At 57.1% G+C, this 21,078-nt stretch carries 19 protein-coding genes, 1 tRNA gene and 1 pseudogene; 13 read left to right on the forward strand and 8 right to left on the reverse strand.

The window, feature by feature from the left end; all coding sequences use genetic code 11:
- Nucleotides 1-185 precede the first annotated feature (185 nt).
- From F617_RS0108320 to F617_RS0108340, 4 genes are all read left to right on the forward strand, one after another.
- Nucleotides 186-262 (forward strand) — tRNA-Met (locus tag F617_RS0108320).
- A 530-nt stretch (nt 263-792) separates the two neighbouring features.
- Nucleotides 793-1,902 (forward strand): 2Fe-2S iron-sulfur cluster-binding protein, encoded by a 1,110-nt coding sequence (locus F617_RS0108330; RefSeq protein WP_019565026.1) that lies wholly within the window; start codon nt 793-795, stop codon nt 1,900-1,902.
- A 41-nt stretch (nt 1,903-1,943) separates the two neighbouring features.
- Nucleotides 1,944-3,065 (forward strand): histidinol-phosphate transaminase, encoded by a 1,122-nt coding sequence (hisC, locus tag F617_RS0108335; protein ID WP_019565027.1) that lies wholly within the window; start codon nt 1,944-1,946, stop codon nt 3,063-3,065.
- On the forward strand, nt 3,062-4,483 hold the full coding sequence (locus F617_RS0108340; RefSeq protein WP_019565028.1) for an FAD-binding oxidoreductase: 1,422 nt from the start codon (nt 3,062-3,064) through the stop codon (nt 4,481-4,483). Before hisC ends, F617_RS0108340 begins: the two co-directional genes overlap by 4 nt.
- Before the next feature lie 58 nt (nt 4,484-4,541).
- Here F617_RS0108340 and F617_RS29140 read toward each other — a convergent pair.
- From F617_RS29140 to F617_RS0108370, 6 genes and pseudogenes are all read right to left on the reverse strand, one after another.
- A pseudogene (locus F617_RS29140) lies at nt 4,542-4,659 on the reverse strand (aldehyde-activating protein); the annotation flags it as partial.
- Nucleotides 4,638-5,324 carry an ABC transporter permease gene (locus F617_RS0108345; RefSeq protein WP_013636823.1) on the reverse strand — a complete coding sequence of 229 codons (687 nt, stop codon included), beginning with the start codon at nt 5,322-5,324 and terminating at the stop codon, nt 4,638-4,640. The gene F617_RS0108345 and the pseudogene F617_RS29140, both read right to left, overlap by 22 nt.
- Before the next feature lie 4 nt (nt 5,325-5,328).
- Nucleotides 5,329-6,036, reverse strand: a complete 708-nt coding sequence (locus F617_RS0108350; RefSeq protein ID WP_026330734.1) for an ABC transporter permease — start codon at nt 6,034-6,036, stop codon at nt 5,329-5,331.
- A 137-nt stretch (nt 6,037-6,173) separates the two neighbouring features.
- Nucleotides 6,174-6,968: a transporter substrate-binding domain-containing protein gene (locus F617_RS0108355; protein ID WP_003514202.1), complete on the reverse strand. Its 795-nt coding sequence runs from the start codon at nt 6,966-6,968 to the stop codon at nt 6,174-6,176.
- Between the two features lie 71 nt (nt 6,969-7,039).
- The gene (locus F617_RS29095) at nt 7,040-9,001 is read right to left on the reverse strand and encodes a DUF2817 domain-containing protein (protein WP_019565030.1); all 1,962 of its coding nucleotides are present in this window, start codon (nt 8,999-9,001) and stop codon (nt 7,040-7,042) included.
- Between the two features lie 138 nt (nt 9,002-9,139).
- On the reverse strand, nt 9,140-10,180 hold the full coding sequence (locus F617_RS0108370) for an aromatic ring-hydroxylating dioxygenase subunit alpha (protein ID WP_013636820.1): 1,041 nt from the start codon (nt 10,178-10,180) through the stop codon (nt 9,140-9,142).
- Nucleotides 10,181-10,309: 129 nt separating this feature from the next.
- On the opposite strand from F617_RS0108370, the gene F617_RS0108375 reads away from it, so the two are divergent.
- Entirely contained in the window at nt 10,310-11,230 is a 921-nt protein-coding gene (locus F617_RS0108375) for a LysR family transcriptional regulator (protein WP_081626688.1), read from the forward strand.
- A gap of 23 nt (nt 11,231-11,253) precedes the next feature.
- Here F617_RS0108375 and F617_RS0108380 read toward each other — a convergent pair whose 3' ends face one another.
- Both F617_RS0108380 and F617_RS0108385 read right to left on the reverse strand, forming a co-directional pair.
- Nucleotides 11,254-11,769: a flavin reductase family protein gene (locus F617_RS0108380; RefSeq protein ID WP_013636818.1), complete on the reverse strand. Its 516-nt coding sequence runs from the start codon at nt 11,767-11,769 to the stop codon at nt 11,254-11,256.
- A gap of 11 nt (nt 11,770-11,780) precedes the next feature.
- Nucleotides 11,781-13,145, reverse strand: a complete 1,365-nt coding sequence (locus tag F617_RS0108385; protein WP_013636817.1) for an LLM class flavin-dependent oxidoreductase — start codon at nt 13,143-13,145, stop codon at nt 11,781-11,783.
- A gap of 425 nt (nt 13,146-13,570) precedes the next feature.
- Here F617_RS0108385 and F617_RS0108390 point away from each other — a divergent pair, with 425 nt between their 5' ends.
- From F617_RS0108390 to F617_RS0108425, 8 genes are read left to right on the forward strand one after another with little or no spacing between them, the layout of a single operon-like run.
- The gene (locus F617_RS0108390; protein WP_026330737.1) at nt 13,571-14,704 is read left to right on the forward strand and encodes an HD domain-containing phosphohydrolase; all 1,134 of its coding nucleotides are present in this window, start codon (nt 13,571-13,573) and stop codon (nt 14,702-14,704) included.
- Nucleotides 14,697-15,023 (forward strand): hypothetical protein, encoded by a 327-nt coding sequence (locus F617_RS0108395; RefSeq protein ID WP_003514190.1) that lies wholly within the window; start codon nt 14,697-14,699, stop codon nt 15,021-15,023. Before F617_RS0108390 ends, F617_RS0108395 begins: the two co-directional genes overlap by 8 nt.
- Entirely contained in the window at nt 15,020-15,388 is a 369-nt protein-coding gene (locus F617_RS0108400; RefSeq protein WP_019565033.1) for a response regulator, read from the forward strand. Before F617_RS0108395 ends, F617_RS0108400 begins: the two co-directional genes overlap by 4 nt.
- A complete protein-coding gene (locus F617_RS0108405) occupies nt 15,385-17,352 on the forward strand; it encodes a chemotaxis protein CheA (protein WP_003514186.1) in 1,968 nt (655 codons plus the stop codon). The genes F617_RS0108400 and F617_RS0108405 overlap by 4 nt, the downstream gene beginning before the upstream one ends.
- A complete protein-coding gene (locus F617_RS0108410; protein WP_003514184.1) occupies nt 17,349-17,894 on the forward strand; it encodes a chemotaxis protein CheW in 546 nt (181 codons plus the stop codon). The genes F617_RS0108405 and F617_RS0108410 overlap by 4 nt, the downstream gene beginning before the upstream one ends.
- Before the next feature lies 1 nt (nt 17,895).
- The gene (locus F617_RS0108415; protein WP_019565034.1) at nt 17,896-19,713 is read left to right on the forward strand and encodes a methyl-accepting chemotaxis protein; all 1,818 of its coding nucleotides are present in this window, start codon (nt 17,896-17,898) and stop codon (nt 19,711-19,713) included.
- Between the two features lie 2 nt (nt 19,714-19,715).
- Nucleotides 19,716-20,210, forward strand: coding sequence for a chemotaxis protein CheW (locus F617_RS0108420; RefSeq protein ID WP_003514179.1), 495 nt, complete (start codon nt 19,716-19,718; stop codon nt 20,208-20,210).
- A complete protein-coding gene (locus F617_RS0108425) occupies nt 20,207-21,076 on the forward strand; it encodes a protein-glutamate O-methyltransferase CheR (RefSeq protein WP_034502023.1) in 870 nt (289 codons plus the stop codon). The genes F617_RS0108420 and F617_RS0108425 overlap by 4 nt, the downstream gene beginning before the upstream one ends.
- Nucleotides 21,077-21,078 lie beyond the last annotated feature (2 nt).

Raw genomic sequence — 21,078 nt, forward strand, 5'->3', positions numbered from 1 at the left:
GCCTTTTTGCATTGCGGAACATGAAAACATAAGGAAAACGCCTCGTGCGTCCCTTAAAGGAGACAAATCGCCTTCGGCAATTTGATCCGGAACTATACATCACAGCGTCCCTGTGATGCAGTCGCGATAAATCCAATAGGATTTACGCTGGTCGCGATAAATCCAATAGGGATTTACGCTGGTAACGCGGGGTGGAGCAGCCCGGTAGCTCGTCAGGCTCATAACCTGAAGGCCGCAGGTTCAAATCCTGCCCCCGCAACCATCTTCAAGACTATCAACAACAAAGCCCTCCCATCCCGGAGGGCGCTCTGCGTTTAGCGCCTTGGATACCGCAAATGACTTGCTGGCGGTATAGCCACGTGGGGCTCTGATAGCGTGCAGCGGTCGATCCTGCTCGCGGAGCACTCTGCAACTATCTAACGATTGGTTCTGAAGATCACGTTCTGTTTTGGCGTATCCCAGTGAAAAACGAGGGCGCAAATCCAGAGTTGCTCGCGCCAATTCAAACCCCCATAGTTTAGCTTTTCTAAACAAAAACCCATCTGTGGCGGGATTGTCTCTCTTTGTTGACGCGCAAATAATGAGATTTGTCAGAGGGATAAATTGAGGTGAGGCCTTGGGGCTGCAAATTGGTGAAGACCAAATTGCCAGCGAGTTTTTGAGGAAGTTCTGCCTCCCGCGAAAACCTTTGATCGTCTGCAGGTTGACGCAAGCCTTGAGCGATCTCACGGGGAGAGCTCTCGAGGCGATCTGTAGATTTCCGGATATTGAAATCATCAGGACAAGCAAATCATGACGACCCGCCTGGATCCACGTTTTCGCCCGTTCGAGGTAAAGCGCAAGGTGCGCGAGAGTGCCACGATCACGTCATTTTACCTCACGCCTGTCGATCCTGCGGATTGGTGTACTTTTGAGGCGGGCCAGTTTCTGACGATCCAGATACCGCATCCCGAAGGCAAAGAACCGCTTGTCCGGAATTACACGGTTTCGTCAGGACCAAATGAGATCGGGGTCTATCGTATTACCGTGAAACGGGAGGCCGCTTTAGCGCCCGATATGGCCGATGGTCTTGTTTCGTGCTGGCTCCATGACGCCGTAGAAGAGGGTGCGGTTATCCATATTGACAGGCCGCGTGGTGCCTTCAAACTCGACAAGGCCAGTCAGCGACCGGTTATTCTCTTGTCCGGTGGCGTCGGGCTGACACCTACGATTTCCATGTTGAAGGTCCTGGTTGCGGAAAGCGATCGGCCCGTTTGGTTCGTCCATGCCTGCGACGGGGCTGCTACCCATGCGCTGCGTGAAGAAGTGCGGGTGCTCGCTGAACAGCGCAGCAACGTCCATATTCATTACTGTTATCGTTTTCCGACCGACGAGGATGCCAATGCCGGGCTATTCCATTCCGCCGGTTTCATCACGCGGGAGACCTTGCAGTCGTTTCTGCCGCTGGACGATTACGAAGTCTATATGTGCGGACCACCGCCGTTCATGCAGGCGATGTATGACCTGCTCCTCTCCCTCGGCTTGGAGAAAAGCAAGATTGCCTACGAGTTTTTCGGGCCTGCCTCCCTGCTTTCGCCTTCGCAGCCGAAGAAGGGAGCAAACCTCAGCCTCCCTGTTGCTCCGGTGGCGTCAGAGTCTGAGTACTCCGGCGTCGAGATCGTTCTTGGAAAGTCAAATGCCAGATTCGAGTGGGATTCAGCCTCGGAATCCATCCTGAGCTTTCTGGAGAGCCGGGGTATTGAGCCAGCATTCTCCTGTCGCGCGGGTGTCTGCGGCAGCTGTGTCCAAAACCTTGTGTCCGGCGACGTTGAATATGTGGAAGAGCCGCTGGATGACGTGCCGTCCGGGCAGATTCTCCTCTGTTGTTCCAAGCCCGTGAGTTCAGTCGTACTCGACCTCTGAAACCAGATTCCAGCGTTTATCCAAATCAGCGAGATCAACCCATGGCCGATACACTCAGACTCAACCCGCACGTTGCTGAACTCCCGCCTTATAATGCTGGAATGAATATCGCCGTTGCGCGAAGCAAGACGGGTTTGACCGATATTGCGGCCCTTGCCAGCAATGAGAATCCATATGGTTGCTCTCCGAAGGTAACCGCTGCGCTGGCCAGTCTCGACCCTTCACGCTATGCGGATCCTGCCTGTGTGATCTTGCGTGATGCGCTTAGTCGAAAGCTCGGCGTTGCCGGAAACCGGATTGTCATTGGAAACGGCTCCGAAGAGATGATCGCTGCCGTTTGTCGCGCGGTCCTGCGTCCGGATGCTAACGTGGTCGCGATGATACCTGGTTTCGGCCTTCACGAAATCGAGCCCAGAGCAAATGGTGCGAAAATCATCAAGATACCGATGACGAAGGATCTTCGGTTCGATCTTGAGGCGATGACGACCGCATTGCGCGAAAAGCCATCGATATTCTTCATCTCCTCGCCTTCCAATCCCGTGGGCCCTGCGTTGCGACAGGATCAGCTCTCAGGCCTCATTGCAGCTGTCCCGAAAGAGACGTTGCTTGTTTTCGACGAAGCCTATTTCGAATTCTGCGATGGGAATACGCCAGATGGGCTTAAGATACTGGCTGACAGCGCAATCTCCTGGGTCGTGCTCAGAACCTTCTCGAAGGCCTATGGGCTGGCTGGGTTGCGCGTCGGATATGCCGTGGCTTCCGATGAGCGGCTGGCACAGGCCATGTCATCTGCAAAAACACCGTTCAACGTCAATGCAGCCGCGCAATTGGCCGCAGTTGCCGCGCTCGATGACGAAAACTGGATGCGGGTTTCAGTCGAAAGCGTCGTCAAGGAGCGCAGGCGCATGGCTGCGGCAATCGCCTCGCTTGATCTTTTCGTTCCGGACTCTCAGACGAATTTTCTTTTCATCGATGTTGGTTGCGACAGTTCGATCGCTTTCGATCATTTCCTGTCCCATGGCGTCATCGTCAAACCCTGGAAAGAACCGGAGTTCGCCAGCTTCATTCGTGTGACCGTCGGGCTTCCTGCGGAAAACGACCGTTTTCTCGAAGCGTTACGCTCACTCAAAGATAAGCTTCCTGAGGCAAAAGTCGCGTCATGATCGAACACAATACCGCCTCAACACGGGATTTGTCCGCCGCGTTTCTCAATGAAATCGACCAGATTATCGGCCTGTCGAACCTGAAACGCGGTGATGCCGTTGCCAATCTCGATTATGGCGTAACGCCTGCGAATTTCGGTGCGGATGCGGTTGCTTTCCCTTCATCTCCGCACGAGGTTGCGTCGATCATAAAAACTGCGGTTGCCCATGGTATATCGGTTGTACCACAGGGTGGCCGAACCGGGCTTGTTGGCGGGGGTGTGTCCGTCCCCGGTCAAATCGTGGTGTCGACCGCCCGGCTGAACCGGATCGTGGAAATCTATCCAGATGAGCGGGTTGCCGTTGTGGAGGCGGGCGTTACGCTTCAAGCGTTGCAGGCGGCCGCATCGGAGCATCGTCTCGAGCCAGGCATCGACTTGCCATCGCGTGGTTCTGCCACGATTGGCGGAATGGTCTCGACCAATGCCGGCGGGATTTCTGCCTTTCGATATGGGGTGATGCGACATCGCGTGCTCGGACTGGAAGTCGTATTGCCTGATGGCTCGATATATTCCGACCTGACACGCGTGGTGAAGAACGCCGCAGGATACGATCTGAAGCATCTCTTCATCGGGGCCGAGGGTACGCTTGGTATTGTGACCAGGGTTGCCATCAAGCTTGAACCTGTTCCCGCAGCAACCGCCACCGCACTTTTTGGGCTTCCCTCCGTTGAAGCGGCTCTTGAGGCAACCAGGCTGGGGTTGTCCGTGAGGTATGGCCACATGTGTGCGGCGGAAGCGATCTGGAATTCGTTTTTCGCCCTGACGGCGGGCGAGCACCTTTGGTCGGCGGCAGATTATGCCCCTGACTATCCCGTCAACCTCATCATGTCTCTGGGCGGCGGTGACGAGGAACAGCTTCAGATGGAGCTCGGCCGGATTTACGAGGAGCTGTATGAAACCTATCCGAACGTGTCCGCTGTCGTCGCAACATCGAAGGCGCAGGAAGCAGAGTTGTGGCGTCTGAGGGAGGACACGGACCTTATCTATCGCAGATATCCGGCTGCGCCGTCCTTTGACGTCTCCGTCCCCTTGTCGCAGATCGGAGAATATGTGGCTCGCTGCGTACCGGAGCTTCGGTCAATCGATCCTCTCCTCGATCCCTACCTCTTCGGCCACATTGCCGATGGCAATCTTCACATTGTTCTCAATGCAGCCGGGGCAGCTCTGACGCCCGCCAAGATTGCTGCCATCGAATCCGTTCTCTACCGCGACCTGGCGCAATCGGGTGGTTCGTTCTCGGCGGAACATGGGATCGGCTCCAAACGCATTCATTCGTTGCGAGAGACAGCGAACCCGGTAAAATTTGCCCTGATGACGCAGATCAAGGCCGCAATCGATGGCGGATGCACTCTTAACCCCGGCAAAGTCACCGGCTGACATGACAACGCCGCGCTCTTTAGGCGCGCGGCGCTGACACGACATAGGCGACTACGTTTCAGTTCGCCAGAACGCCATTTTTTGGCTGTCCAAGTGGCGATATAGTCCATCAATGCGGATGACAGGCAGTCGTAAGGTTCGAGACTACTGGCCTTCAGCGCGCTTCGTGTCGCATCAGATGTGCCTCAAGCATGCGGATGAGCATGACGAGGGTGAGGTTGATGACGAGGTAGATGGCACCGGCCAGGGCGAAAACCTCGAAAATCGCGAATGTCTGGCTCATCAGGCGCTTTGCATATCCCGTGATCTCGAGAACCGTGATTGTCGAGGCAAGGCTCGTACCCTTGACGACGAGGATCAGCTCATTGCCGTAAGCAGGCAGAGCCTGGCGAATGGCGAGCGGGAATTCGATCCGGCGGAAACGCATAAATGGTGACATTCCCGTGGCTTTGGCCGCTTCCTTGAGACCCGCGGGAACCGATAATAATCCGCCTCGCAGAATCTCCGATGTATAGGCGGCTGTGTTGAGCGCCATCGCCATGACCGCGCAGCGCGCACCATCACTAATCACCCACCACGTTATGGCATTGCCTTTGATAAATCCAATTTGGCCAAGCCCGTAGTAAAACAGGAACAGTTGTACAAGCAGCGGCGTACCGCGAAAGACCATGCTGTAATATTTTGCAAACCCGGCAAGGAAACGGTTTTCGGACAGCCGCATGAGCGCAAGACCAAGGCCGAGATTGAAACCGATCGCGACAGATATCGCGGTTATGGTCGCCGTTGTGGAAAGCCCTTTCAAGAGGAAAGGCATCGATGTTTTCAGGAATTCGATATCCATCGCGTTACTTCCTCGCCCTTAGTCTCATCAGGCGTTCGACCCTGTCGAATCCAGCCTGGCTTATGATGGTGATCGCGAAATACACGACGGCTGCGATAAGAAAGAAAATCAGGGGATTGCGGGTGCTACCGGCGCCAACCGAGGCGGCGCGCATCAGTTCCTGCAGCCCGACAACCGATACCAGTGCCGTGTCCTTGATGGTTGTCTGCCAGACATTGTTCATGCCGGGGATGGCAATGCGTAGCATTTGCGGGATGATGATGCGCCTGAAGATGCGGCGCCCGGGAATCCCCAGTGCGCGCGCAGCTTCGATGTGTCCCGTCGGGATGGAAGCCAATGCTCCCCTGATAACCTCGGTCGAGTAGGCGCCTGAAATCGTACCAATGGCAATGATGGCAATGATGAAGGCATATCCGCTGTCCGCAAGGGCAGCATATCCGAAAGCTGTGGCAACCTGTGTCACGAATTGCACGGAAGAAAAGAACAGCAGATAGATGATAAGCAGTTCAGGCACCCCCCGCACGAGAGAGGTATAGGCGTCTACCACAAGTGTCAGCGGGAATATCCGCGCCCACTTGATGACCCCGCACAAGGTTCCGATCAACGCACCGACAAGCATGCTGACCGTACCGACGGCAATCGTTATTGCGGCCCCCTGCAGAATGGCTCTTATCCAACCACCCTGCCAAACTAGGATCAGACTAGACTCCATTGGATTTGCCTTGGTTTTGCTGCGCACTCACTTGCCTTTTTGGCAGCAGGCATCGTCAGCGTCTTCGACCGTGCGCACCCTGTCAGGTTGCGATTGAGTGGTTGCCCCGCACTTCTGGGAAGAGCGGGGCAGGGGTCTTAGTTGCAGGGTCTGGAGATATCCATCTTGAACCACTTCTGGCTCGCTTTGCCGATCGAACCATCCGCGACGAGCTCGCACAGTGCCTTGTCGATCTTCGTCTTCAGCTCGGTGTTCTCCTTGGCAATACCGACGCCGATCCCTTCGCCGAGGGTGGAATCGAATTTGCTCTGAACTTTCACGTCGACAAACTGAAAGTCCTTGCCTTCGGGCTTGGCGAGAAAATCCTGAAGTGCAGAGGCGTCTGCAAATGCTGCCTCAACGCGGCCGCTTGCGAGATCGATCTGCATATTGTCGAGCGTGTCGTAGGTTTTGAGATTGGCATTCGGCACCCGCTTTTCGATGAAATGGGCGTGCGTCGTGCCGGTTTGAACGCCGATCGTCTTGCCGTCCAAGCCCTTCAACAAAGTGTCGATATCCTTGATGCCGGCGAGATCGGACGTCTTGGGAACGAGGAACATGTTTGCCAGCTCAGCATATCCGACCGAAAAATTGATTTCCTTTTTTCGATCCTGGGTAATCGACATCCCGGAGATGATGACGTCGAAGCGCTTCGCCTTGAGGGCAGGGATCAGGCCATCAAAGGCCTGCACGACGAACCGGCACTTCACGGCGAGCTTCGTGCAGAGCAGGTTGCCGACATCGGCGTCGAAGCCGGTTACATTGCCGGCAGCATCGGCCATGCTCCATGGTGGATAGGCACCTTCGGTGCCGATCGACAATTCGCCTTCGGCAGCGTGCGCCGTGCTGACGCCTGCAAGAAGCAGGGCGAGTGACAGGACTTTCAGATTCATATGCGAATTCCCCTATTTGGTTATTTGTTAGGTTTGATTTGCCGGACACAGCGCCGGCACAGCGGATCACGTCATAACGTTCGCGACAGAAACTGACGCAGGCGTTCCGATCGCGGATTGGTGAACAATTCCGCCGGGGTACTCTCTTCCTCCACCTTTCCTTTGTGTAAGAAGAGAATCTTGTGAGATACCTCGCGCGCAAACTGCATTTCATGCGTCACGAGGATCATGGTATTGCCCTCTTCTGCCAGCTGACGGATCACGCGCAGGACCTCTCCCACAAGTTCGGGGTCGAGAGCGGATGTCGGTTCGTCACAGAGGATGACTTTTGGCCGCATGGCCAGTGTTCTTGCGATGGCCGCACGTTGCTGCTGGCCGCCGGAAAGCTGCCCGGGATATTGGGCATGCTTTTCCGACAGTCCCACTTTCTTCAACAACTGATGGGCATGGTCGACTGCATCCTGGCGACGCTCGCCAAGAACATGGACGGGAGCCTCGATGATGTTCTCAAGCACGGACATGTGGGGCCAGAGGTTGAAGTTCTGGAATACCATTCCCACGCGGGCGCGAATTCTTTCGACCTGGCGCATGTCTGCTGGCTGCGAACGGCCATTCGCTCCACCCTTCATTCGTATTTCCTCGCCATCAACGACGATCGTTCCACTGCTGGGCTGTTCAAGCAGGTTTATGCAGCGCAAAAAAGTGCTCTTGCCGGACCCTGACGAGCCGATCATGGAAACGACTTCACCGGGATCGGCACTCAGCCCCACGCCCGACAGGACTTCGTGCGTGCCGAAGCTTTTGTGGAGATCATGAACTTCAACCGCTGGCCGTTCATGGCGTTTGGTGTTGACAGGCACGGCCGGTGGCCAGTCGCTCACCAAAGCCGGAGCGGTTGCGCCCTTTGAATCCTTGGGAGTAACCGAGGCAAGTGCGTTCAGCGCGCGGTCGAAATATCGCAAGCTTGTCCCAAGACAGTTCTGCTGCCATTCGGGATCGTCAGGAATGAACGCCGTTCTCAGCGTCTTCTTGATTTTCTGCCCCAGCGGAGATTCGATATTCCCGAAAAGATGCAGCCAGTTATCGGCCTGCACGGCGTCCATCACCACCGGGCCTTCAAGGGTTCCGCATTCGATTACCAGCGGCAATACGCGGCTCTCGGGCAACGATTTGCAGACCGCTGCTGAAACGTAGCCCGTAGCCGTTGCCGCAATGCCGGTATCGGTCGTTGCGCCCTTGCCGGTCATCACGACCGCGAGTGCGTGCCCATAGGTTTTCCTGCCCCATTCCAGACCGGCATGGTCCTCTTCCGCCACGGATAGCAGTGCGGGATATCCGTAAGGGCCTGCACCGGTGTGAAGATCGAAGACGACGACATCCGACGCGCCACTGACGAAAGTGCTCAAGATATCGTTGAGGGTGCGGTTCGACCATGTCGGGCCGTTGCCGCCATAAAACAGTCCGTCTGGAAAGTCGTATTGGCCTGCTTCGATAATCGCGGCGATCCCGGCGTGACCATTTAAAGCGGCCTTGGCATCTCTCAGCAGTTGATCGGCACGGTCACGATCGGGCCCATCCCATTCGGCGCAGACAAATGCATTATGGAGTGGGGCGTATCGTTCGTTTCGTGGAACGGCTCTCTTCCAGTCAACGAAGTTTCGGTTGAGATCGACATTGTCCTCGTTGACCCGTCGGCTCCATGCTGTTCCCCACGGGTTGATCAGATGGATCATCACCACAGCCGTATCGGGAGGAAGCGGTAAAGGGTTATTTGCGGCAAGCCATTCAGCCTGGCAAGCCGATCCGAATTGCCCCTCAACTCCGTGCGTGCCGGACAAGATGACGAGTTTTTTTGACGCGTTGCGTTCGCCCAGATATGCAACATCCGTGAAAAGGTGCTCTCCACCTGGGCCATGCAATGGATGCTTATATTCGAACAACGCAGCATTCGACCGGCGCGCGGCGGACAGAAAACGTTGCCGCAGCAGATTATAGTCCACCGAATAGAGCTCAGGCTGCCTGATGTGGCGCATCAAGGATACTCCCGATTTGTGGCGGGCGTCGGCTTTTGCCGATCACCAGCTATGTTCCCGGTTATTATTTTTTTGCCATCTCCGCCTGACCATTTGAGCAGGCGAAGACCATATCGTTAGTCATTCCGGCGCAGGCGCTTACTCCGCGGCAGCGACGACATTCATGGTCTCGCTATCGATCATCTGTGAAAGCTTGCGTCTGAACCGCAGCGGTCCGACATCGATCTTCAGATCGAGGTTCGGAGTCTTCTTGTTCGCGATCCCGTGGTGAACCGCCTCCAGCACGACACGGTCTTCCTCGAATGCGCCGCGTACGGATGTTGCGAAGCGCGCTGAAACGTCCGGGTCGTCGGGCGCGAAATTTCGCATCTGAAACCAATAATACTTCGTGCGGTTCTCATCGACTGGCGTCATGAAATTGTAGCTGTCCATCAAGAACGTATTGGCTGGCAATTCGCGGCCTTCGCCGCCGGAGCCTGATGGTGCAAAGATGGCCTTGATGATGGCATTGCTGGGGTAGCGAACCTCGTAATGCTGTTTTCGATCGCATTTCCCCTCAAATTGCAGGAACGGTGCGTAGAAGGGGGCTGGATCTGAATCCAGCATCCAGCGCCAGACGACGACGCCATCGCTTTTCACCGTTGTTTCCAATGGCGTTTCTTCGCAGGCGGAACTGGCGAACGAGCTCTGATGTACCCATGCGACGTGGGATGGGTCCAGCAGATTGTCCGTCATGTAGAGGTAATTGCAGTTGATCGTCATCGACTCGCCGCGATTGACGCCCCAGGACGGATCACCAAAATGTTCGACATGGAAAATCTCTGCGGGATCGGCTTTCGCGGCCTCACCCATCCAGACCCAGACGAGCCCGTAACGTTCCTCCACCGGGTAGGAGCGGACGCAGGCCACATGTGGAATACGCTCTGCACCCGGTACGCGGGTGCAGGCGCCGGAACAGTCGAAGGTCAGTCCGTGATAGCCGCATTCGACGTCGTCGCCCTTGATACGCCCCATGGACAAGGGGAGCTTGCGATGGGGACAGGCATCTTCGAGCGCTGCAAGCTTGCCATTCTGAAGACGATAAAGAACGATATTTTCGCCGAGCATCGTTACGGGTGTCAGGTCTCGTCCGATTTCGTGATCCCAGGTGGCGACGTACCAAGCATTCTTGAGAAACATTTTCTTCCCCCGTTCTCGCTTTAATCGGAACAGTATTTTCCTTGTTGCGATGCGGGACAAGCGGATTTTCGTTGCGTTTTTGTTTAGAAAAACTTAACAAAAAGCATAACTGGAGATACTCTATTGGCTATGCCCCCACTCCATGCCCTGCAAGCTTTCGAAGCCGTAGGACGGTGCGGTACGATGAGCACGGCTGCCAAAGAACTGGGCGTAACACCCAGTGCCATCAGCCAACAGGTGCGCAAGCTTGAGAACCATCTCGGCGTTACGCTCCTCGAACGTATCGGACGCCGTGTGGAACTGACGTCGTGGGGTGTTCTTCTTCACAAGGAAGTCGCCAAAGGCTTCAGCCAGCTCAATCATTCCGTCGATGTTCTCGAACGGGCGCGGAGCCAGACCGGCATCGTGCTGACTGCGCTCAGCTCGGTTGTGAACAAGTGGATCGGCCGCAAGATCTTCGAGTGGCAGGCTCTCTATCCGGAAGCCAATGTCCGTATCATCGGCAAGGATGACGAACCCAGCCTGTCGGGCGGCCAGAGCGATTTTCGCATAACCTATGGAAAGCGGGCAGAGGTGCACGCGCATTTCGTGCCGCTTTATACGGATTGGGTGGTTCCCGCATGTTCGCCGCGTTTGCTCGGGGGACGGACATTATCGGCGCCCGCCGACCTTCTCAAATTCCCTTTGCTCAATATCGAGTGGGAAGCCCATTACAGCCGTCCGCCACAATGGAGCGAGTGGGCGCAGCTGGTTGGCGCGACCGTGAATGAAAAACTCTCGAGCCTGTTTTTCGCGCTGTCGAGCAACGCAATCGACGCTGCGGTCAACGGACACGGCTTCGTGCTGGCTCAGGTCTCGATGATCGAGGACGAGTTGCAGGCCGGTACACTTGTTGTTCCTTTCGACATCCGCCTTCCGCTTCCCGAGAGCTACTATCTGGCATGGGATCGTTCCGTTTTCGATAAGCCCTACGGAAGAGAATTTCATATGTGGGTAATGACGATCGCGAAAAAGCAGTCTGTCGCATCGTCCCCGAACCGCAGTGCGTGACTAAGAGCCTACCGCTCGGGATATCACCTTCTGATGTGTTGATATTCTCCGCGCCAGTACAGAAGTGGCCGGGCATCGTCATGCGTCCTTATCGACCGGACGAGGCCGATCAGGATCACATGGGATCGATGGATGATCGCGTCTTCGAGTTCGCAGTCCAGACTTGCCAGAGCGCCATCCAGCGCAAGGCCGCCTGACGCCATCGTGTGCCAGACGGCGCCATCGTAGCGGCTGGCACCCTTAAGGCCATTAAAACCCGAGAATGAGTGGGCGACGTTTTCCTGACCTTCAGCGACGACGTTGACGCAAAACCGTCTGGCTTTCTCGACGATTTCCCAGGACGAGGATCCACGATTGAGTGCGACCATCACCGTCGGGCCATCCGCAGAAAGTGCTGTGACGGATGTGGCGGTGAAGCCGGTTCGTGTTTCACCCGTGCCTGTCGTGATGACGCAAACGGCACCCGCCAGATTCCGCATGGATGATTTGAAGAGGTCAGCGCCCGGAGACGGCACCTGCATTTTCATCTGGTCCACCATGATCGGCTCCTTCAGATGCGCTCTTTATCGCCTTTGGCGGCCGTGTAACGGTTGGCAGGCATCGAAAGCCCCAGGTTCTCGCGCAGCGTCGATCCTTCATATTCCTCACGAAACAGTCCGCGCCGCCGCAACTCCGGCAAGACAAGGCGGACGAAATCTTCCAGGCTTGCGGGAAGTGTCGGGAACATAAGAATAAAACCGTCGGCGGCACGGGTTTCGAACCACTCTTCCATGTAGTCTGCGATCTGTTTTGGTGTCCCGGTTATTCCGTTTCCGGTGTGGCGTTCTGCGTAGTGGCGGATCAATTGTCCCACTGTCTGTCCTTGTTTGACGAACTCGACGAGCTGGTCAAACATCTTGCGCGAGCCTTTCGGCTCGGCGGGCAGCCGGTCCATCGGAAATGGTTGATCGAGGGGAACGCCACGAAGGTCGGCTTCGAGGAACTCCGAAAGCATCAACCGACCCACGTCCGGATGCAGGCTGTCGATGAGAAAATCGACTTTTGCCTTTGCCTCGGCCTCGGTTTCCCCGACATTGACGACAATTCCCGGCATGACCTTGAGATCGTTGGGATCGCGACCGAATGCCGGCATACGTCCTTTGACGTTCTGGTAGAAAGCCCTGTTGCTCTCGATGTTGGATGCCAGGCTGAAGACGATTTCAGACGTCCGTGCAGCAAGGTTCATTCCGGCCTCGGAGCCTCCGGCCTGAGCAATAACAGGCCGCCCCTGCTCGGAAGGCGCAATGTTGAGGGGGCCGCGCACCTGAAAATGCTTGCCGACATGATTGAGGGTATGGTGCTTGGCCTTGTCATAATAAACGCCGCTTTCGCGATCGAGCAGCAAGGCGTCGCGTTCAAAGCTGTCCCATAGGCCGAACACTACGTCGATGAATTCCTGCGCGCGCTCGTAACGGACGGCGTGAGGATCGAGACCCTGACGATTGAAGTTGTAGCCGGTCTCGTCATGATCGGAGGTGACGACATTCCAGCAGGCGCGTCCCCGGCTCAGCTGATCGATAGACGCGAAAATCCGGGCGACATTGAAGGGTTCATAATAGCTCGTCGATACCGTCGAGACCAAACCCAGTCTTTCCGTCATCACCGAAAGTGCCGAGATGAGAGAAAGCGGTTCGAACCGGTTCTGCTTGGTCGGGCTGCGCGCCAGGGCGTCGGGGTCACCAACGGCAGCCGCAGCGGAATCGGCGAGGAACATGAAATCGAATTTGGCAGCTTCAGAAATTCTGGCCACATTCAACATGTGGCTGAAGTCGGTTGCTGCCGTTACCTTGCTTGCCGGGTGCCGCCATGCGGCTGCATGGAAGCCGAACGTGTAAACAAAGGTCCCGAGCTTGATCTTGTCCTGCCGTTTCGACATCGTTCCCTCTTTTGACTGATACCAATTCTGGTCTCAGGCTATTCGAGGATCAACGCTGCAACAATCGGCCGAAATCTTCTCCGTAGGTTAGAAATACTAACAAGGATTAGTGGCGCGTCTACGCATCAGCCCGAGAGGCTGCGGCGCCACGCAAGGATCACATTCCCGTTGGAAGGCCTGATGATGGCGCTTCACTATAAGTATTCATAAGTCACACTTAAGCCGCTGTTAACCAACATCTGGTCAATTTATTCATATAAGAAGTTGTCTTCGCAGGCGAATTTCGCGCAGGCGCTTCATTTTTATGACCACATGACGCGGTCGTCTTTTCCCAGAAAAATGTTTCCAGATCCGTAGAATTCGTTCGGTGAAAGCCGAGGAGTTCGCGCGTCTATTCGCCCGCAATCCAATGATAGCGAGGACAAGTGCAAATCGTATTGGTCGATGACAGCAAGTCGATTCTTGTTGCCCTGAAAGCGACGGTCCGCGGGCTTCCGGATGTCGGCACCATCGTGGGCTTCACCGATCCCACGGAGGCGTTGGAATTCAGCCGCAACAATGCGGTCGATCTGCTTGTGGTGGATTATACGATGCCGAAATATAACGGCATACAGCTCCTCAAGGCACTGAATACATATGAGCATTTCGCGCATGTGCCTGTCATCATGATCACATCGGAAAGAGGCCGGCCTGTCCTTATCGAAGCGATAGAGAGCGGTGTCACGGAATTCATCCACAAGCCATTTGACCCGGTGGAGCTGAAGGCGCGGGTGCGCAACCTTCTCGCCTTGCGCAAGGCGCAGCGCGATCTTGCCGGACAGGCGCGCAGCCTTGTGGATGAGGTGCGCAAGGCCACCCGGCAACTCGCGGCCCGCGAAGAGGAAATCATCTGGCGCCTGGCGCGGGCCATCGAATTCCGCGACGGCCACACCGGCGACCATATTTCCCGCGTCGCGCAAATCAGCATGCTGATGGCAAAGGATCTCGGCCTCGATGACGAGCATTGCCGCATGATCTATCTCGCGGCACCCTTGCACGATGTCGGCAAGATCGGAATTTCCGACAGCGTGCTGCTGAAGCCGGGTCGCCTGACGCCTGATGAGATCACCGAAATGCGAAAACATGTCGGTATCGGCGTGCAGATTCTCGAAAACGGTTCATCCGATCTGCTGCGCATAGCCGAGGCGATTGCAGGCGGCCATCACGAAAAATGGGATGGAACGGGATATCCGCACGGCTTGTCGGGCGATGGCATTCCGCTGGAAGCCCGTATCGTCGCCATTGCGGACGTCTTTGAGGCTCTCTGCTCCGAGCGTCCTTACAAGAAGGCGTGGTCGACCCAAGAGGCCTATGCGCATGTTGTCGCGCAGAGCGGCAGCCATTTCGATCCCGCTTGCGTCGCGGCGTTCCAGCGCCAATGGACGCTGATCGAGAGGCTCATGACGGGCCACGGCGTTCTGGAGATCGAAGTGCCGAGCCTCGAAACACCGGAAGAACAACCGATCAGGGCGGATGGCGGCATGCAAGCCGCAGCCGTTCGGGAGACTCCCCATGTTTGATGAAACCACGAACGAGACACTGAAGATGCCGCAAGCGCTTTCCATACGGTCGATTGCGTCGGCACACAGTCTTCTTCTCGACCGTCTCAAAGACACCGACAGGCTGGTGGTCGAGGTGCCCAAGGATGCGGATGCGGATTTGAGCTTCGTGCAGCTGATGGAAGCCTCGCGCAATTTCGCGGCGCAGAACAACAAGACGATAACATTGAAAGAGCCGGCTGACGGTCAGGTTTTGCAGACATTGCGGCGGGGCGGTTTCCTGTCGCGGATGGATGAAGCCTCCCGCCAGTTCTGGTTGCATGGAAAGGACATATCATGAGCGCACATATTTTGACGGTCGACGATTCTGCCAGCATTCGCATGACGACGAAGATCGCCCTCACAGGCGCGGGCTACCAGATTACCGAGGCCGCTGATGGGCAGGACGGTCTTGCCAAGGCGAAGGCCGAGAATTTCGACCTCATCGTCACTGATCTCAACATGCCGAACATGAATGGTCTCGAGATGATTGAGGCGCTTCGGCAATCTCCGGCTCATACCGGCATTCCGATCATCTTTTTGACGACGGAATCCGATGCGGACATGAAGGCGCGCGCCAAGGCCGCCGGTGCCACCGGCTGGCTGACCAAGCCCTTCGATGCCGAACATCTGGTCAAGATCGTCAGAAAGGTCCTCGGAAAATGACGACGCTGGACCCTATTCAGGTTTTCAGAACGGAGGCTGCGGAGCTTTTCGAGCAAATCGAGGGTGGCCTTCTCGATCTGCTTCACGATTTGACCGATCAGGATCAGATCGACGCCGTTTTCCGCGGACTGCATACATTGAAGGGGTCCGGGGCAATGTTCGGGTTCGAGGCGCTTGCCGCCTTCACCCACCATTGCGAAACCGCCTTTGACCGGGTGCGCAAGGGCGAGGTTCCGGCAACCAGCGAACTGGTCGCAGCCGTTCTTGAAGCGCAGGATCATATGCAGGCGCTGGTCGACAATCCGCACGGTGTGCAGGGTGATGTTGGAGAGCAGCTGCTCGCCAAGCTTCGTGCGGCAGTCGGCACTCGTGGCGATGGCGGTGTCCTGACACATGTTCCGGCGCAGAATCTCGCCAGGAAGCAGGCAAAGGCAAAAGCTGCCACTTGGGAAATCCGGTTCCGGTTGCCCGTCAATGCCATGGCAAACGGAACCAATCCCCTTGGTCTGCTGGATGAACTGGCCGAACTCGGCGACTGTGAAATCGTTGCCGACACCTCGACGGTGCCGTCTCTCGATGCACTCAATCCGAGCGATCTCCATCTGGGCTGGACAGTCCGGCTGACGACCGAGCAGCCGCAATCGGCAATCGACGACGTTTTCATCTTCGTGATGGATGACATGGAGATCGATATCCGCGCAATCGAAGCGGTTGTCGAAGAAGAGCTCCCCGTTTCCGAAATCCTGCCGGAAGCCAGAAAGGTCGCCGCCGATCCGAAGGGCGGCAAGGCGGCCGAAAACGTACGGGTGCCTGCTGAAAGACTTGACGAGTTGATGGATCGGGTCGGTGAACTCGTCATTGCCCAGTCCCGCCTTTCGCAGCTGGCGGGTAGCAGCGTCGATATTCTTTTGCGCTCTGTTTCAGAGGATGTCGAACGTCTTTCCGGAGAACTTCGCGATACGATGATGGTCCTGCGAATGGTGCCGATCGCCCAGCTTTTTGGTCGGTTCCGCCGTCTGATCCATGACCTGGCGCGGGAAACGGGCAAACAGATCGAGCTGGAGACCGAGGGCGAAGGCACAGAGGTCGACAAGGCGGTGATCGAACGCCTGGCTGATCCACTCGTGCACCTTGTCCGCAACTCCTGCGACCATGGTCTCGAAAAAAGCGATGAGCGTGTGGCGGCCGGCAAACCGGCGACGGGGCGGATCACCCTCATTGCCCGCCAGTCGGGCGGTGATGTGACGATCACCATCCGTGACGATGGCCGTGGCATCGATCGCCAGCGCGTCCGGGCAAAAGCGGAGGCTTCCGGCCTTCTGGCTCCGAACGCGCAGGTCAGCGATCAGGAACTGCTGCAGATGATCTTCCAGCCGGGCTTTTCGACAGCCTCTGAAGTTACCAGTCTTTCCGGCCGTGGTGTCGGCATGGATGTGGTGAAAAAAAGTGTCGAGGCCCTTCGCGGCACGATCAGCGTTACCAGCACGCCGGGCGCGGGTTCGGAAGTTTCGCTGGCGATCCCGTTGACTCTGGCCATCATCGACGGCCTGCTGGTGCGGGTCGGCAATGGTTGCTACGTCATTCCGCTGCCGGCGGTGGAGGAATGCCTGGAACTGTCGCCTGACGACGATATTCGTTCGCGGGGCCGGTCCTTCATTTCATTGCGCGAGAGCCTCGTTCCCTTCATTCGCCTGCGCGAATTGTTCAACACCGGAACCAAGCCGGATCAGTTCCAGAAGATCGTCGTCATTTCCACCGGCTCCGAGCGGGTCGGGCTTGTGGTTGACCAGATCATCGGTGACCACCAGACGGTCATCAAGGCCATGTCGAAACTGCACCATGACGTCGCGACATTCTCCGGCGCGACCATCCTCGGTGACGGCAATGTCGCCCTTATCCTCGATGTCGCACATCTGGTGATGGCGGGGCAACAACAGGAGGCGCGATTGCGGGCCGCGGGATGAACCAGTCTCTCTTGAAGCAGACGGACGAGTTTTGGGGCGTGTCCGACGCCGTGGAAGTTCTGACCTTCAACATCGCGGGCGAGACCTTCGCCATCGAGGCGGTGAAGGTTCGGGAAATTCTGGATCTTCTGCCCGAAACCGCCGTTCCCGGTGCTAAAGCCTTCGTGGCGAGTGTTATCAACTTCCGGGGCAAGGTCATCCCTCTGGCTGATATCCGTCTTGCCTTCGGCATGGAAGCCACCGAGCGAACCATTGATAGCCGTATCGTCGTCATAGAACTGCCGTTTGATGGCGAGCCGGCATTGATCGGCATCAGGACCGATAAGGTCAACGAGGTGACCACGTTCAGCCGGGCAGCCAGCGAACCGCCGCCGAGCGTCGGCATGCGGTGGCGGGCGGATTACATCCATTGCCTCATCAAACGCGGCAGCGAGTTCGTCATTCTTCCAAATCTGACAGCAATTTTCACGGGGCATCGCGAGTCCGGACCGGTTTCGTCCAGCGCGCGTGGCAACGTCATCGAACTTTCCAAGGAGCATTGAGATGCGATTTACAATCAAGATGAAGCTGGCGGTTGCCTTCGGCTTTCTGATCCTGATGCTTGCCGGAACGGCCGGCTACGGCATCTACAGCCTCGGTATCGCCAAGAATGCCATGGACGATGTGGTCGACGGTACTGTCGTGCGCCTCGACAAGGTTCACCAGATGAACGCACTGGCGCTGGCAACCGTCCGGTCGCAGAAGAATATCATCCTTGCTGCTTCGCCGGAGGAAACCCAGCTTTTCAAGGCGGCCGGTAACGAAACTCGCGACCAGTTGACGGCCATGCTGAATGATATGGCAGCCACCGCCAGCGCCGAGACGCGTGCGTTCTGGACGGATCTGCAGGCCATCACCAAGGCTTTCGAGGCCAGTGATGATCACGTCCGGGAACTGGTTGCGCAGGGTAATACGTCGCTCGCCGCGTCGTACTCGTCCGGCAAGGGCCGTGACGCTGCCAATGCCCTGACCGGGAAACTGGGCGAGGGCGTCAAGATGAACCGCGACCGTCTTGAAGAATCGAAGCAATTGGCGGCTGATGACTATGAGCAGACCCGCACCCTGCTGGTCAGTGCATCGGTCGTTGCCGTACTCATCGCCATCGCGACAGCATTCTGGATCGCGCTCGGCATCAGCAGCGGATTGCGCAAGATCATGACCGTGGCTGAGGCGGTTGCGATCGGCGATCTCGATCAGAATGTCGAGATCAAGACCAATGACGAGATAAAGGATCTCGTTGCGCGCATCAACACGATGACGGGCAATCTGCGCAATACCGCAGGCATTGCCGACCGGATTGCTGATGGCGATCTTACCGTCATGCCGAAACCCCTGTCCGACAGGGATACTCTCGGCCTTGCGCTGGAACGGATGGTTGAGCGCCTGCGTGGCATTGTCGCCGATGCGCTTTCCGCTTCCGACAATGTGTCCTCCGGCAGCCAGGAACTGTCGGCCAGCTCTGAACAGCTGAGCCAAGGCGCGACCGAGCAGGCATCGTCTGCCGAAGAGGCTTCGGCCTCGATGGAAGAGATGGCTGCCAACATCAAGCAGAATGCCGACAATGCCGCGCAAACGGAAAAGATCGCGCGTCAGTCGTCCAAGGACGCCGAAGCCAGCGGTGAAGCCGTCAACCGTGCCGTGGTCGCCATGCGCACCATCGCCGAGAAGATTTCCATCGTGCAGGAAATTGCCCGCCAGACCGATCTTCTGGCGCTGAACGCCGCCGTTGAGGCGGCGCGCGCTGGAGAACACGGCAAGGGTTTTGCTGTCGTGGCATCGGAAGTGCGCAAGCTCGCCGAACGCAGCCAGGCTGCTGCCAGCGAGATCAGCTCGCTTTCCGGCGAGACCGTGCAGGTGGCAACCGAAGCGGGCGACATGCTGAACCGTCTGGTGCCGGACATTCGCAAGACTGCCGAGCTGGTCGCCGAAATCTCCGCCGCCTGCCGTGAGCAGGATATCGGCGCCTCCCAGATCAACGAGGCAATCCAGCAGCTTGACAAGGTGACGCAGCAGAACTCCGGCGCTTCGGAGGAAATGTCTGCGACTTCGGAAGAGCTGGCCGCACAGGCCGAAGAGTTGCAGAGCAGTATCGCCTTCTTCAAGGTGGATGCCTCAAGCGTCTCGTCGCGCCCCGCACAGGCTGCACATCGGCCTGCCGCAAAGCCTGCTGCGACGCGTCCGGCGATGAAGCCGGCCCCGGTTCGCAAACCGCAGACGGGCAATACCGTCAGCGCCCAGCAAGCCCGCGTCAAAGGTTTCGCACTGGATATGTCCATGGGCGGTCCCGATGCTGACGACGCGGATTTCCGCGAAAGCGCCTGACCATGACCAGCACATCTTCAGAAGGCCAGTTCGTGACATTCAGCCTCGGTGAGGAGGTCTTTGCGGTATCCGTCGCGGTCGTCCGTGAAATCCTCGACTATGAGGACACGTTCAAGATTCCGCATAGTCCTGAATATCTGCTGGGTCTGAGAGATGTGCGTGGGCAGGGTGTGCCCATCATCGATCTGCGGCTGCGGCTCGGAATGAGCCGCAGCGTGCGGACACCCCATACCCGCGTGCTGGTGCTGGATATTCCGTTCCCATCCCGCACGCTAGCGATAGGTCTCGTAGCGGACAAGGTATTCGAGGTGACGCCGTTCCGTCGCGACCAGATGGAAACCGCACCCGATATCGGCGTTCACTGGAACTCCGACTACATTGCAGGTGTGGTTCGCCGGGAAGGTGATTTCGTCGTCATCATCGATCTTGCAAAGCTTTTCTCGAACGAAGAAAACGCCATTGCCCGGCAGGGCGGCACACCGGTTCAGGCGGCATGAGGAGAGCCCTTTCCGTGGATGCCTCCATTGCTGCCAACTCCGCGCATGATGGCCTGAGTCAGCGGGATTTCCGGCTGCTCGCCGAATACATCTACAATTACAGCGGCATAAAGATGCCGGACAGCAAGCGCACTATGCTGGAAGGGCGTCTGCGCAAGCGTCTTCGCGCCACGGGGCATGCCACCTTCGCTCAATATTGCAATTTCCTCTTCCGCGAAGACGGGCTGGAAGAGGAAGCGATCTACCTGATTGACGTGGTGACGACCAACAAGACGGATTTTTTCCGTGAGCCGAACCATTTCGACTACATGGAGAAATTCGCTTTGCCTGCACTTGCGGGTGAAGGCCATGGGCGTATCCGCGCCTGGAGTTCCGCCTGTTCGACGGGTGCGGAACCCTATACCATGGCGATGGTGCTGGCCGAAGCGGCCGAGAAACAGGTCATCAACAATTTCAGCATCCTTGCGACCGACCTTTCCACTGATGTGCTCAGGAAAGCCCATAGCGGTATCTATGCCCGTGAACTGCTCGAACCGGTTCCGGCCGACATGATGCGCAAATATGTCATGCGGTCGGTCGATGCCGGACGACGGGAGGTTCGTATCGTGCCGCGGCTGCGTTCCAAGATCGGTTTTGCCCGCCTCAACCTCATGGACCCGACCTACCAGATCGGCGATGCGGTGCACCTTCTCTTCTGCCGTAACGTTCTCATCTACTTTGATAAAAAAACGCAGGTGCACGTCCTGACCCAATTGTGCAAGCGCCTGGTGCCGGGCGGTTACCTTTTCATCGGTCATTCCGAAACGATAACCGGTATCGACCTGCCCCTGCGGCAGGTCGCCAATACCGTTTTCAAGAAGCAATAGCG

This window comes from Agrobacterium sp. 10MFCol1.1 (assembly GCF_000381165.1).
GTDB classification, from domain to species: Bacteria; Pseudomonadota; Alphaproteobacteria; order Rhizobiales; family Rhizobiaceae; genus Agrobacterium; species Agrobacterium tumefaciens.

Coding starts and splice junctions, on each gene's coding strand:
- F617_RS0108330 (WP_019565026.1), top strand. CDS start 793: ATGACGACCCGCCTGGATCCACGTTTTCGCCCGTTCGAGGTAAAGCGC.
- hisC (WP_019565027.1), top strand. CDS start 1,944: ATGGCCGATACACTCAGACTCAACCCGCACGTTGCTGAACTCCCGCCT.
- F617_RS0108340 (WP_019565028.1), top strand. CDS start 3,062: ATGATCGAACACAATACCGCCTCAACACGGGATTTGTCCGCCGCGTTT.
- F617_RS0108345 (WP_013636823.1), bottom strand. CDS start 5,324: ATGGATATCGAATTCCTGAAAACATCGATGCCTTTCCTCTTGAAAGGG.
- F617_RS0108350 (WP_026330734.1), bottom strand. CDS start 6,036: ATGGAGTCTAGTCTGATCCTAGTTTGGCAGGGTGGTTGGATAAGAGCC.
- F617_RS0108355 (WP_003514202.1), bottom strand. CDS start 6,968: ATGAATCTGAAAGTCCTGTCACTCGCCCTGCTTCTTGCAGGCGTCAGC.
- F617_RS29095 (WP_019565030.1), bottom strand. CDS start 9,001: ATGCGCCACATCAGGCAGCCTGAGCTCTATTCGGTGGACTATAATCTG.
- F617_RS0108370 (WP_013636820.1), bottom strand. CDS start 10,180: ATGTTTCTCAAGAATGCTTGGTACGTCGCCACCTGGGATCACGAAATC.
- F617_RS0108375 (WP_081626688.1), top strand. CDS start 10,310: ATGCCCCCACTCCATGCCCTGCAAGCTTTCGAAGCCGTAGGACGGTGC.
- F617_RS0108380 (WP_013636818.1), bottom strand. CDS start 11,769: ATGGTGGACCAGATGAAAATGCAGGTGCCGTCTCCGGGCGCTGACCTC.
- F617_RS0108385 (WP_013636817.1), bottom strand. CDS start 13,145: ATGTCGAAACGGCAGGACAAGATCAAGCTCGGGACCTTTGTTTACACG.
- F617_RS0108395 (WP_003514190.1), top strand. CDS start 14,697: ATGTTTGATGAAACCACGAACGAGACACTGAAGATGCCGCAAGCGCTT.
- F617_RS0108400 (WP_019565033.1), top strand. CDS start 15,020: ATGAGCGCACATATTTTGACGGTCGACGATTCTGCCAGCATTCGCATG.
- F617_RS0108405 (WP_003514186.1), top strand. CDS start 15,385: ATGACGACGCTGGACCCTATTCAGGTTTTCAGAACGGAGGCTGCGGAG.
- F617_RS0108410 (WP_003514184.1), top strand. CDS start 17,349: ATGAACCAGTCTCTCTTGAAGCAGACGGACGAGTTTTGGGGCGTGTCC.
- F617_RS0108415 (WP_019565034.1), top strand. CDS start 17,896: ATGCGATTTACAATCAAGATGAAGCTGGCGGTTGCCTTCGGCTTTCTG.
- F617_RS0108420 (WP_003514179.1), top strand. CDS start 19,716: ATGACCAGCACATCTTCAGAAGGCCAGTTCGTGACATTCAGCCTCGGT.
- F617_RS0108425 (WP_034502023.1), top strand. CDS start 20,207: ATGAGGAGAGCCCTTTCCGTGGATGCCTCCATTGCTGCCAACTCCGCG.